14 protein-coding genes are annotated in these 13,124 nt (G+C 60.7%); 6 read left to right on the top strand and 8 right to left on the bottom strand.

All coding sequences use genetic code 11. The annotated features are described in order from the left end of the window. Window positions 1-42: 42 nt before the first annotated feature. Both PL263_RS07885 and PL263_RS07880 read right to left on the bottom strand, forming a co-directional pair. A complete protein-coding gene (locus PL263_RS07885; RefSeq protein ID WP_278212473.1) occupies window positions 43-1,296 on the bottom strand; it encodes a hypothetical protein in 1,254 nt (417 codons plus the stop codon). Window positions 1,297-1,349: 53 nt separating this feature from the next. Further along, the gene (locus PL263_RS07880) at window positions 1,350-1,634 is read right to left on the bottom strand and encodes a type II toxin-antitoxin system HicA family toxin (RefSeq protein WP_278212472.1); all 285 of its coding nucleotides are present in this window, start codon (window positions 1,632-1,634) and stop codon (window positions 1,350-1,352) included. A gap of 210 nt (window positions 1,635-1,844) precedes the next feature. Here PL263_RS07880 and PL263_RS07875 point away from each other — a divergent pair, with 210 nt between their 5' ends. Beyond that, window positions 1,845-2,000 (top strand): hypothetical protein, encoded by a 156-nt coding sequence (locus tag PL263_RS07875; RefSeq protein WP_278212471.1) that lies wholly within the window; start codon window positions 1,845-1,847, stop codon window positions 1,998-2,000. 96 nt (window positions 2,001-2,096) lie between these two features. Here PL263_RS07875 and PL263_RS07870 read toward each other — a convergent pair whose 3' ends face one another. Next, window positions 2,097-2,408, bottom strand: a complete 312-nt coding sequence (locus PL263_RS07870; protein WP_278212470.1) for a hypothetical protein — start codon at window positions 2,406-2,408, stop codon at window positions 2,097-2,099. Beyond that, window positions 2,402-3,076, bottom strand: coding sequence for a glutathione S-transferase (locus tag PL263_RS07865; protein WP_278212469.1), 675 nt, complete (start codon window positions 3,074-3,076; stop codon window positions 2,402-2,404). Before PL263_RS07865 ends, PL263_RS07870 begins: the two co-directional genes overlap by 7 nt. 205 nt (window positions 3,077-3,281) lie before the next feature. On the opposite strand from PL263_RS07865, the gene PL263_RS07860 reads away from it, so the two are divergent. Continuing rightward, a complete protein-coding gene (locus PL263_RS07860) occupies window positions 3,282-4,874 on the top strand; it encodes an ABC-F family ATPase (RefSeq protein WP_278212468.1) in 1,593 nt (530 codons plus the stop codon). A gap of 7 nt (window positions 4,875-4,881) precedes the next feature. Here the strand turns inward: PL263_RS07860 and PL263_RS07855 are convergent, their stop codons facing one another. After that, entirely contained in the window at window positions 4,882-5,721 is an 840-nt protein-coding gene (locus PL263_RS07855) for a cupin domain-containing protein (protein ID WP_278212467.1), read from the bottom strand. Continuing rightward, window positions 5,714-6,352: a sigma-70 family RNA polymerase sigma factor gene (locus tag PL263_RS07850; RefSeq protein ID WP_278212466.1), complete on the bottom strand. Its 639-nt coding sequence runs from the start codon at window positions 6,350-6,352 to the stop codon at window positions 5,714-5,716. The genes PL263_RS07855 and PL263_RS07850 overlap by 8 nt, the downstream gene beginning before the upstream one ends. Before the next feature lie 428 nt (window positions 6,353-6,780). Between PL263_RS07850 and PL263_RS07845 the strand changes: the two genes are divergently transcribed. Genes PL263_RS07845 through PL263_RS07830 form a run of 4 tightly spaced genes read left to right on the top strand, consistent with a single transcriptional unit; the run spans window position 6,781 to window position 11,543 of the window. After that, a complete protein-coding gene (locus tag PL263_RS07845) occupies window positions 6,781-7,512 on the top strand; it encodes a DVUA0089 family protein (RefSeq protein ID WP_278212465.1) in 732 nt (243 codons plus the stop codon). A 43-nt stretch (window positions 7,513-7,555) separates the two neighbouring features. Beyond that, window positions 7,556-9,187: a DUF4331 domain-containing protein gene (locus PL263_RS07840; RefSeq protein WP_278212464.1), complete on the top strand. Its 1,632-nt coding sequence runs from the start codon at window positions 7,556-7,558 to the stop codon at window positions 9,185-9,187. Window positions 9,188-9,246: 59 nt separating this feature from the next. Then, entirely contained in the window at window positions 9,247-10,431 is a 1,185-nt protein-coding gene (locus PL263_RS07835; protein ID WP_278212463.1) for a hypothetical protein, read from the top strand. After that, window positions 10,428-11,543 carry a HupE/UreJ family protein gene (locus PL263_RS07830; RefSeq protein WP_278212462.1) on the top strand — a complete coding sequence of 372 codons (1,116 nt, stop codon included), beginning with the start codon at window positions 10,428-10,430 and terminating at the stop codon, window positions 11,541-11,543. The genes PL263_RS07835 and PL263_RS07830 overlap by 4 nt, the downstream gene beginning before the upstream one ends. An 83-nt stretch (window positions 11,544-11,626) precedes the next feature. On the opposite strand, the gene PL263_RS07825 is transcribed toward PL263_RS07830, so the two are convergent. Next, window positions 11,627-12,121, bottom strand: coding sequence for a GFA family protein (locus tag PL263_RS07825; RefSeq protein ID WP_278212461.1), 495 nt, complete (start codon window positions 12,119-12,121; stop codon window positions 11,627-11,629). A 317-nt stretch (window positions 12,122-12,438) separates the two neighbouring features. Next, entirely contained in the window at window positions 12,439-13,056 is a 618-nt protein-coding gene (locus tag PL263_RS07820; RefSeq protein ID WP_278212460.1) for a hypothetical protein, read from the bottom strand. Window positions 13,057-13,124 lie beyond the last annotated feature (68 nt).

The raw sequence follows: 13,124 nt of genomic DNA, 5'->3' as shown, positions 1-13,124 counted from the left end.
GCCGTAAGGGCCCGCCTTTTTTGTTGGCCGAATTCCGCCGATTCAATCCCGGAACAGCGCCAGTTCGGCGATGCGGCGTTCGATGGTTGCCAGGGTTTGCCGGTAGGCAGCGCCGTCGAAGCCGCCGAAGCGCTGGATGAACTCGGCTTCGGTCATCGATTCGACCAAGTCGGCGGTGGCCGGCATCAGCTCCGCTTCGCCGGATTGGGTTAGACGTTGCTGCAGGCGCAGGGCTTGGCTGCGATCGGCCACGGCGGTTTCGCCCATTCGGGTGCCGGCGCGGTCGGCGGCCAGGTCGGGAAACGAAAAACCGCTGCCGCCGCGCGAGTCCTGGATTTCTTTATATAGACCCACCGCATCGGCCAACGGCGTGCCGGAGTAGGCCGCCAGCATCGCCGACACCAAATAATGCTTGGTCAAATCGTCGCGGCCGTTCAGCAGTAGCGTGTGTCGGACCGGGCGCGGCCAAAGTGCTGCCTGAGGTACTGCTTTGGCTAGCGGAATGCCGTTGACATAAAGCGTCAGCACCAAAATCGCCGCGCGGTTTTCGGCGATAGGGTCGCCGGTCCGGCTTTGAAGTTGCGCCAGTTGAAACAGCGGCTGGGTCAATGCTGTCAGGCTGGCGCGGTCCGGCGTGTTGCGGCTGAGTTCGGCCAGTCGGCGCTGGTACGGCTCCAGGATTTGGGCTTCGGCGTCGGCCAGCAGGGCGCGGCGCAATTTGCCCGGCAAATCGGCTTGCCAGCGGTAATACACGCTGGCGCGTTGCGGCAGGAACTGCACATGCTGGACGAGGCCGGCGACGAGTTTCAGGTCGATCGGCAACGGTAGTGCCGCGACAGCGGCTTTGACGGTCAGTTCGGCGAGCGGCCCCGGTATCCGTAGCGAGCCGAGGCGGGCCGATTCGATCTGCGGCAAGCCGATTTTCTGCCGCAGTTGCAGCCGCAGATTCAAGTAGCCGCCGAACGGATTGGCCGGCAATGGCCAGGTGGCGTCGATCCGGGCCCGATTTTGTTCCAACTGCAAGCTGGCGCTGGCGTCGGCGAATTGGTTGGCCCAATAGTTCAAAGCCAGGTCCAGATCGGCTTGCTCCAGGATGAGGCGGGCGGTCGTGCCGGAGCGCAGCCGGCGCGGGTCGTTTTGGTGGAACAATTGCCGGGCGCGGCCGATTTGCTCCGGCGTCAATTCGGCCTGGGTTTGCAACAAAGGTTTGGCGTCCAGCGCAGCGTAAATCGCCAGCGCGATTAACACCGGCGTCAGCATGAACGCCAGCCGGCACAACTTTCCGAATAGTCTCATCGCTTACGCGCCGGTAGTGGAGTCATCCTTGAAATGAACGCGGCAACCGTCGCTTAACCGGATTTGTGCCGGTCCGCTTCGTATTGCGCCACACTGATGCCGGCGTGGCTGAGGTATTCGCGGATGTGTTTGATTTCTTGTTTGCTGCAAACCCCGCTGTGGTGCGGGTGGTGCAGAAAACCTTCGACGTTGTTCAACACCACATGAAAGCGCGCGCCGTGGCTGGGTTGGACGCTGGCGCCCAAGTGGCGCAACAAAGATTCGATATCGCGCCAGTGCAAGTTGCCGCTGACCGGGTCCTGAAATATCGCGCGGAGCAGGTTTAGATGGTGGCTCATGGCGGCGTACTCCTGAATAGTGTGGCTAAAGGATTGCCTGAAAAATGCTCAGTCATTTTCCGTCCGATGTCGTGGCGGGCGGGTCGGTGTCGATTTTTGTTTCTCATGAAGAAACAAATCATCTATAAACAGGCTTATTGTAAATAAAAATTAAAGGTTTATAGTTAACCCAACTTCAACGATTCGACTTAATTCAGTCAAGGCGGAAAAATGAACCAGTCAAAATTCAAAGACATCGTTACCGGCCTGTTTTTCACCACCGGTATTTTCAGCTTCATGTCGGGCGAGTTCGTGCTGTCGACATTGCTGTTCGGCGCGGCCTCGTTGGCCAGCAACCTGAGCGTTGTCAAACCGATCCGGATTTAAGCGTTTCCCGATTTTCGTAGTACCTCCTCGTTGTAAATGCTCTGCATCTTACGTGGCCTCTTCCCGCAAGGTTAGAGGCTTTTTTTTGCGGGGCGGTTAGCGGCCGGGGCGGTTGTCGTCGCGCTCGCTGGAGATGACGGTGTACTCGGCGTCCAGGGTTTGCTCGGCCTGCTGGCGTTGGGCATTGCGCCAGGCGCGCCAGAGTTTGAAACCGACGATCGACAACGGAATCAGCAGAATGGCAAACAGCGCCGAAAACACCAAGGTGCCGACGATGGCGCCGGCGACCATGGCCGGAATCGCCAATAAGCCGGACAGGCGCTGCGACAAGGACTTGGGCGGCGGCGGTAGCCGCGGATCGGCCGGATTCGAATCGATGACGACGACTTTTCTATAGATTTTCAGCATAAGCTGCTCCTGTCGGGATGGGCTCCGAAAAAGTTGGCGGCATCCGTTGCTTGCCAGACCGGGTATTTTTCCATGGCCTTGCCGAATAGCTCGGATTCGACCAATTGTTTTAACGCTGCGCGCAAAGCCGGGTAGGGCGACGCGGCGAACCAGGCGGCGTCCACCGCGGTGAACTGTCTGATAAACGGCAGAATCGCGGCGTCGGCCAAGCCGAAACCCTCGCCGCAGAAACCGGCGTTACGTTGCAGGCGCTGCTCCAGTTCGGCCAGGAAACGTTCGCCCTGTTGCCGATAGTGCTCGGCCGGATGTTCTGGATAACGGTCGGCGTATTTGTAGCGGTCCAGCCAGTATTTGAAATCGCCGTCGTTGCTTGCGATCAGCCGCTCGGCGTCGGCTTTATCCGAAGCGGGCAGCCAGTCTAGCGGATCGTGCTGCGCCAAGGCCCACTGCATGATGTCCAGGCTTTCGTCGATGACCCGGCCGTCCGGCAGCAGCAACACCGGTACCGTGCCCTTGGCCGAGATTGCCAGCATTTCCGCCGGCTTGGCCCGCAGTTCGATTTCGCGGATCACAACGCAAAGGCCCGCTGCGGCGATCGCCAAGCGGGCGCGCATCGCATACGGGCAACGGCGAAAACTGTACAGAATAGGGTGGCTGGATGCGGTCATGGCCTCGCCGGATTGGGCAGTTGCAGGTTGTTGAAGCGAATGTTGGGCGCCGATTGTAACAGGCGCCGGGCTGTCGTTTTACGGCCATTGCAAATCGGCTCCGGTTAAACTCTGGTAAAATCGCCACTTTGTTTTGCCGCTGCCGGCGCGCAAGCGCATCTCTGGCGCTCAGTCGCCATTCTGTTGACCATTTACGGACATTCCCTTGATTTCTACAGCCAATATCACCATGCAATTCGGGGCCAAGCCCCTGTTCGAAAACGTTTCCGTTAAGTTCGGCAACGGCAACCGTTACGGCCTGATCGGCGCCAACGGCTGCGGCAAGTCGACATTCATGAAAATCCTGAGCGGCGATCTGGAACCGTCGTCCGGCAATGTCAGCCTCGATGCCAACGAGCGCCTCGGCATCCTGCGCCAGAACCAGTTCGCCTACGAAGACCAGCGCGTGCTGGACGTGGTGATGATGGGCCACGCCGAAATGTGGGCGGCCATGTCCGAGCGCGATGCGATCTACGCCAACCTGGAAGCCAGCGAGGACGACTACATGCGCGCCGCCGAGCTGGAAGCGGTGTTTGCCGAATACAACGGCTACACCGCGGAAGCCAGAGCCGGCGAGTTGCTGTTGGGCTTGGACATTCCGCTGGAGCAGCACAACGGGCCGATGAGCGCGGTGGCGCCGGGCTGGAAATTGCGGGTGTTGCTGGCGCAAGTGTTGTTTGCCGAGCCGGACATCATGCTGCTGGACGAGCCGACCAACAACCTGGACATCAACACCATCCGCTGGCTGGAGAACATCCTGAACCAGCGCGACTGCACCATGGTAATCATTTCCCACGACCGCCACTTTTTGAACAGCGTCTGCACCCACATGGCCGATATGGATTACGGCGAACTGCGGGTTTATCCGGGTAATTACGACGATTACATGACCGCGGTCACTCAGGTACGCGAGCAATTGCTGGCCAGCAATGCCAAGAAAAAGGCGCAGATTGCCGAGTTGCAAACCTTCGTCGCCCGCTTTTCGGCCAATGCCTCCAAAGCCAAGCAGGCCACCTCAAGGGCTCGGCAATTGGAGAAAATCAAACTCGACGAAGTCAAGCCGTCCAGCCGGGTCAATCCGTTTATTCGCTTCGATCAGGCCAAAAAATTGTACCGATTGGCATTGGAAGCCAAGGATTTGGCCAAGGGTTATGGCGAAGAGCCATTGTTCAAAAATCTGAACATGATGATCGCGGTCGGCGAACGGGTGGCGGTGATCGGGCCTAACGGTATCGGTAAATCTACTTTATTGAAGACCTTGGTCGGCGATTTGACGCCGGATAGCGGCGAAGTGAAGTGGGCGGAGAACGCTGACGTCGGTTATTTCGCCCAGGATCACGCCGAGGATTTTGCCGAGGATATGTCGCTGATCGAATGGATGGGCCAGTGGCGTAAGGAATCCGACGACGACCAAACGATTCGCGGCACGCTGGGACGCTTGTTGTTTTCCAATGATGAGATCAACAAATCCGTGAAAGTGATTTCCGGCGGCGAGCAGGGCCGGATGCTGTTCGGCAAATTGATCCTGCAAAAAAACAATGTGATGGTGTTGGACGAGCCGACCAACCATTTGGATATGGAATCGATCGAATCCTTGAACGCAGCCTTGGAAAACTATCCCGGCACCTTGATTTTCGTCAGCCACGACCGCGAATTCGTCTCGTCGCTGGCCACCCGGATCATCGAGTTAACCCCGAACGGCATCGTCGATTTCAGCGGCAGTTACGAAGATTATCTGAACAGCCAGAATATCGGCTAAGCCCGGATCAATCGCTGCGGCCGCCGCGCACGAACAAGGTGGCGCCGACATCGGTGTAGACCTCGCGGTGGACGCTGCCGGCCGGTGCCAGTTGGTAGTCGCCGGCGCGCAGCAGCAGGTCGTCGATGAACAAATCGCCGGCCAGCATCATGCATTCCTCTTCGGTATCGTGGCCGTGCTCCGGACAGCGGGCGCCGGCCTCCAGCCGGTAAAAACACGACTCGCGCCCGCCTTCGATCCACAAGGTTTTCTTGCGGACGCCGGGCAGGATTTCCGGCCAATCGTTCATATCAGAGGCATGGGCCGTCAGCGACGGACCGGCTCCGAACGGCAGCAAACCGCTCAACACTTCTTTCAACACCTCGCGGCTATCGCCCAGCGAAGTGCCGCGCAGATAGGCCAGCGCGCCGCGCTCGGAGCGGATCGCGCCGTGGCGGCTGCCGGCCGCTGCGGCATGGTAATCCAGCGGCCCCAGCCGCAAATCGCCCATCGCCAAATCGCCGCGCAGCACGATGCCTTCCTCCAGACTGTTATGTCGGTGCGGGATCAGACTGGCGCCGGCGGCGAACTCGATCAACACCGAGCGGCCCAGGCTGCCGCCGTCCCATAACGGTTTGACCCGGATGCCGGTTTTCAAAGTTTGCCAGACGCCGTCCTTGGCCCGCACCGTGGTCAGACCGGCCTGTTTGGCGACGGCCGTCGCCACTTGCGCCAGCAGCCCGCGCCGCATCGCGCTGCGGCGCTCGTCGGCCAGCGCAATCGGCGCGATTTGTTCCGCCAACAGGTTTGTTAGCGGTGCCAGCTCGTCGTCTTCCGAGCCGGGTAGAGGCGGTTGCTGTTCAATCATCGGTTCGATTAACCTCGCCGAAATCGGCTGTCAGTAAATGCTGCATACTCTGCAATCCGCGCCGGATATGCGATTTGACCGTGCCCAACGGCAAACCGCAGCTCTCGGCAATTTCGTCGTGGCTCAGTCCTCTGAAAAAGGCCAGCGCCAGCAACTGTCGCGTCACCGGTTCCAACTGCGCCAAGGCCGCGTGCAACTGGTGTCCTTGTTGCACCGCACCGAGCAGATCGGTCGGCATCTGTCCTGCCGGCGCGGCGACGGCGGCCAGGGCATCGTCTGCCAATTCGGTCTGCTGGGTATCGCGTTGTCGTAACGCATCCAGCGCCCGGCTGCGGGCCATGGTCATGACCCAGGCCTTGACCGAACCGCGCGCCGGGTCGAAACGCGGCGCCTGCCGCCAGACCTGCCAGAACGTATCCTGCGCCACTTCCTCCGCGCATTGCACCCGGCCGGTTATCCGCAACGCCAAGCCGTAGACCTGGTCGACCAGGCAATCGTAGAGTCGTTCCAACGCCGCTTGGTCTTGATCGACGATGGCGGCAATCCAGCTTTGCAATTGCGCTTCGTCGGCCGCAGTCGTTCGGCCCGGCGCCTGCACTTCGTCATCATGGTTCCAATCGCTGTCCGTCATTGCCGTTGCTCCGTTACGGTAAATACGCGGCCAACGCCGGCTTGGATGCAGGGCGGGAGTGGATTGGCGCTGAAATGTGCGAGCTGGTGAGCATATTCAACCGATGCGGTCGGCAACCGGGCGTGATACGGCACAAGGCTATGGGGAGCGGTCGGATTTTGCCGGTCACTATAAAGCAGGTTCCGTTCGCCTGGCAAACCCGCTGCAGAGTGCCGCCGGCTCAAGTCATTGAAAGGCAACAGCTTCCAAAAATAGTCGCCGCGCGGAACCGGCCGCTGCCGGATTTGGGCCGAAGTTTTTTTCGCCTAGCTGCATCCGCGACCGGATTTGGCGCGTATTGGTGATTGCAAGCCATGCGAACGGCCGGCACACGCCGTGCCGCTGTTGGGGCTTGCGCTTGCCAACCACTAATTTTGGAGTGCCAAATCATGAAAACCATTCTTCGCGCGGCGGCGATCGCCGCGAGTCTGAGCGCCGGGCCTGTCGCTGCCGCCGACTTCGACTTCAGCGGCAGTTTCGTCAACGACAACGACGTGTTGCGCTTCAATTTCACGGTCGGCGCACCGGGCGTCGTCACTTTATTTACCTCGTCCTGGCTCGGCGGCGGCTTCGATCCGATTCTGAGCCTGTGGGACAGTGCCGGCAACCAATTGGCGGAACAGGACGACGGCTTCCCCGGCGGCAGCCAGGTTTCCAACGGGACGGTTTTCAACTACAGCGAGTTCGACAGTTACCTGGCCTTGAATCTGGCGGCCGGCGATTATCTTGCGACCTTGACCCAATACGACAATTTCTCGGCCAGCACGGCGTTGGCCGACGGCTTCTTGCGCGACGCCGACCCGAACTTTACCGCCGCTTTCGGCTGCTCCAACGGCCGGTTCTGCGCCGGCAGCCTGCTCGACAGCAACAACGATCCGGTCGAAGCCAACCGCACTGCTGCCTGGGAATTCCATATTCTGAACGTCGATACCGCGCAGGCGGCCACGGTCCCGGAACCGCCGACCCTGATGCTGCTCGGGTTGTCCGGCCTGTTTTTGCTGGGCGGCCGCTACGCCAAACCGAAACGCGGGCCGGGCTACCTGTGCGGCCAGCCGGACACCGGCGCCGAAAAAATTTCCGCCGCGTTGCATCCGAATGGCGTGCCGACGCGTATTGCCTGATGCGAAGTTTGTAGCCGCTTACTTATCCGACAGGAGACCGATTATGAAACAGCCTATCCAACCGACAACCCCCAGCAAGCGCTGGCCGCTGGCCTTGCTCGCCGGTGCCATTCTCACTCTGGCCGGATTGCCGGCTGCCGAAAGCGCCAACCACCGCGAGGCGCCGTTAACGGCCCTGGACAGCAAGGCCGACATTACCGACTGGTACGCTTTCGTCAGCTACGACGATCCGAGCAAAGTGACGATGATACTCAACGTCGATCCGTTGCTGGAGCCCGGCAATGGCCCGAATTATTTTCCGTTCGATCCGGAAATACTCTACGAGATGAAAGTCGACAACAACTTCGATGCCGAAGAAGACGTCACGCTGCAATTTCGTTTTAAAACCGAAAACCGTTTGCCCGGCGTGTTCACCGGCTTCGTCGGTGCCGGCAGCGGCATTTTCGCGCCGGCCAATTCGCCGGCACCGGTGGCGCCGGGCAGTCCAGTGGTGCCGCCGGCGATCACCGCATTGGACGGTCCCGGTTCCGAGGGCCTGGGCTTGCGCCAAAGCTACAGCGTAACCTTGATCAAAGGCAAGGGCGCCAACCGCCAGGTCATCGATCTGAGCCGGCAGCAGAAACTGTTTGCGGTGCCGTCCAACGTTGGGCCGCGCACCATGCCGAATTACACCGACCTGGCCCGGCAGGGCATCTACGATTTGGGCGGTGGCGTCCGGGTGTTTGCCGGCACGGTGGACGATCCCTTTTACATCGATCTGGGCGCGGCGTTCGATACTTTCAATTTTCGCGGCGACGCCTTCGGCTCCGGCATTCCCGGCGTGTTTTCCGACGCTCAGGCGGCCGATAACGGCCGAAACTACGCCCCGGACGACGTAGCCGGCTTCAATGTCAACTCGATTGCGATCGAACTGCCGATCGCACTACTGACTCAGGACGGCAAGCTGCATGCCGCCGGCGATGCGCTGGCCGTGATCGGTACCTATGCCACCACGTCGCGGCCGCGCACCAAGGCTTATGCCGACAGGCCGGGCGGCAAACCCAAGTTGGCGAACGCCTTTACCCAGATCCAGCGCATGGGTAACCCGCTGATCAACGAATTGTTGATCGGCACCGGCGACAAAGACAAATTCAGCATGAGCGATCCGAAAAACGACGCGGCATTCGCCAACTACCTGCTCGATCCGCTGTTGGCGCGGGTGCTGAACGCCGCCTATGCCGGCGCGGTACCGATTCCGGCGCCGCCGCGGCTGGATCTGGCGCCGCTGGTGTTCTATGCCGCGCCGATTTGCCCCGGCTGTGCGGCCGGGCAGAGCGGACCTTTGGCCGACCTGTTGCGACTGAACACCGGCATCGGCCCGACCGTCGCCGCGGCACGGCAACGCATGGGCTTTCTGGCCGGCGACAATGCCGGTTTCCCCAACGGCCGCCGGGTCTCGGACGACGTCACCGACATCGCCGCCCAGGCCGTCGCCGGAGTATTGAATCCGTCCTTCAACAGCTTTCCCAACAACCGCATCGCCGACGGCGTCAACGGCAACGACCGCATCTACCAGGAAACCTTTCCTTACGTCGCCTTCGCCAACAGCGGCCGCCAAAGCCGGCACGTCGATCCGGGCGAGGCCGGCTGCTTCAATGCCTTGACTGACTTACCCGGCAATTGCCCGGGCAACTGAGCCTTAGCTGCAACAGCGGTGGCGGCTTGGCCGCCGCCGCATCGATCCGGAGATCAATCATGGCGAATAGTTGGAGATGGCTAATTTTGTTTATTGGTTTGGCGTCGGCGCTGCCGGCCGCTTGGGCTGAAGCCTACCTGCCGGCCGACGCCGGCCAGGTGATCGAGACTTTGCCGGCGCGCGGCAGTCACTGGCTGGAACTGCGCACCTTGCGCCAGCAAGTTGCCGCCGCGCCGCAGGCCTTGCCGCCGGTGCTGCAACTGGTCAGGCGTTATATCGAATTGGGTCGGGCCGAGGCCGATCCGCGCTATTTCGGTTACGCCGAAGCGGCGCTGCAGCCTTGGCTGCTGCGGCCAGCTGCCGATCCCGAAGTGTTGACGCTGCAAGCCACCTTACTGCAAAACCGGCACGACTTCGCGCCGGCGCTGGCGTTGTTGGAGCGGGCCTTAGCGGTCCGGCCGCGTCTGGCGCAGGCCTGGTTGACCCGGGCGGCGATTCTGGAAGTGCAGGGCGACTATGCCGCAGCCGCCGGCAGTTGTCTGCCGTTGGCGAAAACCGCCGCAGCGCTGGTCGGCGCCGTCTGCATTAATTCGGTATTGAGTTTGGCCGGGCAGAGCGAGACGGCCTACCGGCAGTTGCAGCAGGCGCTCGAGCATGCTTCCGGGGCTGCCGCAACCGACCGGCAATGGGCTTTGGTAACGTTGGCCGAAATCGCCGAACGCCGCGGCGATGTCGCCGCCGCCGAGCGCCATTACCGGCAAGCGCTGTCTGCAGCCGAGGCTGACGGCTATCTGCTGGCCGCTTATGCCGATTTTCTGTTGGACCGGCAGCGTTACGCCGAGGTGGTCGATTTATTGGCCGACCGCAGCCGCGCCGACCCGTTTCTGTTACGGCTGGCGCTGGCCGAACGCCATTTGCCGCAGCGGGATAGCAATGCCCATACCGAAGCATTGCAGGCCCGGTTTGCCGCGTTGCGGCTGCGCGGCGACAACCGCCACCAAGCCGACGAAGCCCGCTTCCGATTGCAGCTGTGCAATGAGGCCGAGGCGGCGTTCGCATTGGCCCAAGCCAATTGGATGATTCAACGCGAGCCGCGCGACGCCAGGATCTTGCTGGAAGCGGCGCTGGCCGCCGGCAAACCCCGGACCGAGTTGCAGCCGGTGCTGGATTTCCTGGCTGCCAACGGTATGCAGGACAGCCGCTTGCAACCGTTGATCGCCCGTTTCGGCGAGGAGGGAGTATGAAAAACTGGGCCGTATTCTGCTTATGCTTGTGTTGCTGCGCCCCGGCCATGGCGCATAAAGCCAGCGACAGTTATTTGAGTCTGGACAGTGCGCACCGGCAAGGCCGCTGGGATATTGCCTTGCGCGACCTGGATTATGCCTTGGGCCTGGATGCGAACGGCGACGGCGCCATCACCTGGGGCGAATTGCGCGACCTGGGCGATGCCGTGTTCGCTTATGCCTTGCAGCGTCTGACCGTCGCCAGCGCCGGTCAGCCCTGCGCGCTGCAGCCGGGGGCATTGCAGGTCGATAGCCATAGCGACGGCAACTATGCCGTGCTGAATTTTGCGCTGGCCTGCCCGGACCCGGCCGGGCCGTGGTCGGTGGATTACCGCTTGTTTTTCGATCTGGACGCCCAGCACCGCGGCCTGTTCAGTTGGGCGGGCAGCGACCGGCCGGCCGTGTTCGGGCCGGACGCGCACCGCATCGATTTCGACAGGGCTAGCCAAACCGGTATTTGGCCGGTGTTGGCCAGTTTTGCCGGCGAGGGGATGCGGCATATCCTGATCGGCTACGACCATCTGTTGTTTCTGTTGAGCTTGTTGCTGCCGGCCGGACTGGCCTGGGATCGCACCGGCTGGCGCGCCGTCGGCAGTTGGCGCACGGCGGCCTGGGACGCCGCCGCCGTGGTGACCGCGTTTACGCTGGCGCATTCTTTGACCTTGAGCCTGACCGCATTGCACGTCATCGCCTTGCCGGCGCGTTGGGTGGAATCCGCAATTGCCGCATCGGTGGCGTTGGCGGCGCTGAACAATATCTATCCGCTGCTGTCTCGGCGCCGGGCCTGGCTGGCATTCGGCTTCGGTTTGATTCACGGCATGGGTATCGCCAGCGTGCTATTGGATATGGGTAGCGCACGCGGCTCGCAACTGGTCGCGCTGTTGGGTTTCAACCTCGGCGTCGAAGCCGGGCAGTTGGCGGCGGTGGCGGCGGTTTTGCCGCTGGTGGTTTATGCCGGCCGGTTTGCGGTCTATTCGCAGTCGGCGCTGCGCTGGGGTTCGGCGGCGATAGCGGCGCTGGCCTGCGTCTGGCTGGCCGAGCGCAGTCTGGAGATCAGTTTGCCGATTTTCTGAGCGGATCCCGATTCGGTGCTGAACTGCCAGGCGGAAACGCTGCCTCGTGCATCCGAATTGGAGGTCAGCACAGACACTTCGATTTAGACCGGATAGCGTTCGAACTCTGGCAGCTCATGAATATGTTTCATCCATACGAGCCGCTCCGCCACCTGTATTTGCATTGTAGGTGCAAGGGCGTCAGGGTCGTCGAGAGTCGATGTCTGTACATCGACTAGCCCCGGAAGGATCGCGGCGTTGCGGTAAAACAGGCCGCTCCCACACTCGGCGCAAAAACTGCGCATCGCGGTACCTGACGAATTGATCGTCTTTGGTTGCCCTTCTGTTACAGTCAGGGCTGACTCAGGAAACATCGCCCATGCCACCATAGGCGCCCCGGCGCTTCTCCGGCAGTCCTTGCAATGACACAAGGCGACTAGCTTGGGATCGCCTGCAAGCTGATAGCGGATCGCACCGCATAAGCATTGGCCGTAATATTTCACAAGGACCTCCTCAATCCCGTTCTCTGTGCTGTCGGGCAAAAGTATTGCACGAGTTTTAGCCGCCCAAGGTTTTATAGGCGCGAGCGGGTTGGTCATCACCGCTTTCCCCGGACGATTATTAACCCGGCCCTATTTATTACCGGTAGTCAGAGCGTAGGTTGGGGTGACGACAGGAACCCCAACAGACTGCCGTTCCGCCACCAACCGAGCGTGATAGCGAGACATCACGACCAATAAAACCATCAATAACCAATAAAGGCCGAACCGGTTAAAAATGTTGGGGTTCGTACCTCACCCCAACCTACGCGAGCTCACATTTCAGATTTCTCGTGAATCTGTAATGTCATCGACAGGACCGTAAGGCGTTTTCGCGATAGCAAAACGCCGGGTGGTTTTGAACTGCCCGCAGATGCCTAAATCTGCGGCCTCCCTACGACGAGCAAACCCTTGCCCCGCTGCGTTGCCTCGGTCAGCGCGACCGGCAATAACTCTATTACCTCTCTGGTCTGCTCGAGGCTGTTGCTATCCGCTATCCAAGCATGGGCACGTGCCGTCGCCTGATTCAAGTCAAGTCCGGCATAGCTTTCTTTAACCACCCTCAGGGCGGTTGCCACTTCACTTGCCGGTATGAACAGGTTCCCGTAAATGCCGGGAAGACGACTAGCTCTTTCGTATCCCAAGGCCTGCCACAAGACTGCGGCGGGGCTACAGCGGCGAATTGAAATGAAGCGACAGCAGTTGTCTTCGGTTAGCTGACTTGCTACCTGTTCACCAAAAACTTGAAATCCCGGCAGATTGAAAGCCCAAATGAAATCCTTATACCAACCACCAAAAGCCTGTTTAACACTTGGCGGCAAACTCATGTAGCCGCGTGCTGCGGTGCATGGTTCGTTCTGAATCCACCGCCGAATTGCCAGCAGACCGGCCGCCGATGGCCCTCCGGCCGCCATTGCCCTTGCAAACGAGATTGAGACCGAGCCGACCTCTTCTTCGTCTACGAAACGCGCCAGCCACCAAAAATCGAAAGACATGACGGCTAGTTTAATGTCTGCCACAACCGGCAGTAAAACAGCGGGGCAACGAAGTCGCGCGGCTTTTT

This window comes from Methylomonas sp. EFPC3 (assembly GCF_029643245.1).
Taxonomy (GTDB): Bacteria; Pseudomonadota; Gammaproteobacteria; order Methylococcales; family Methylomonadaceae; genus Methylomonas; species Methylomonas koyamae_B.
The sequence above is the reverse complement of the archived record's forward strand: the minus strand, read 5'-3'. Positions and strand labels throughout refer to the sequence as shown.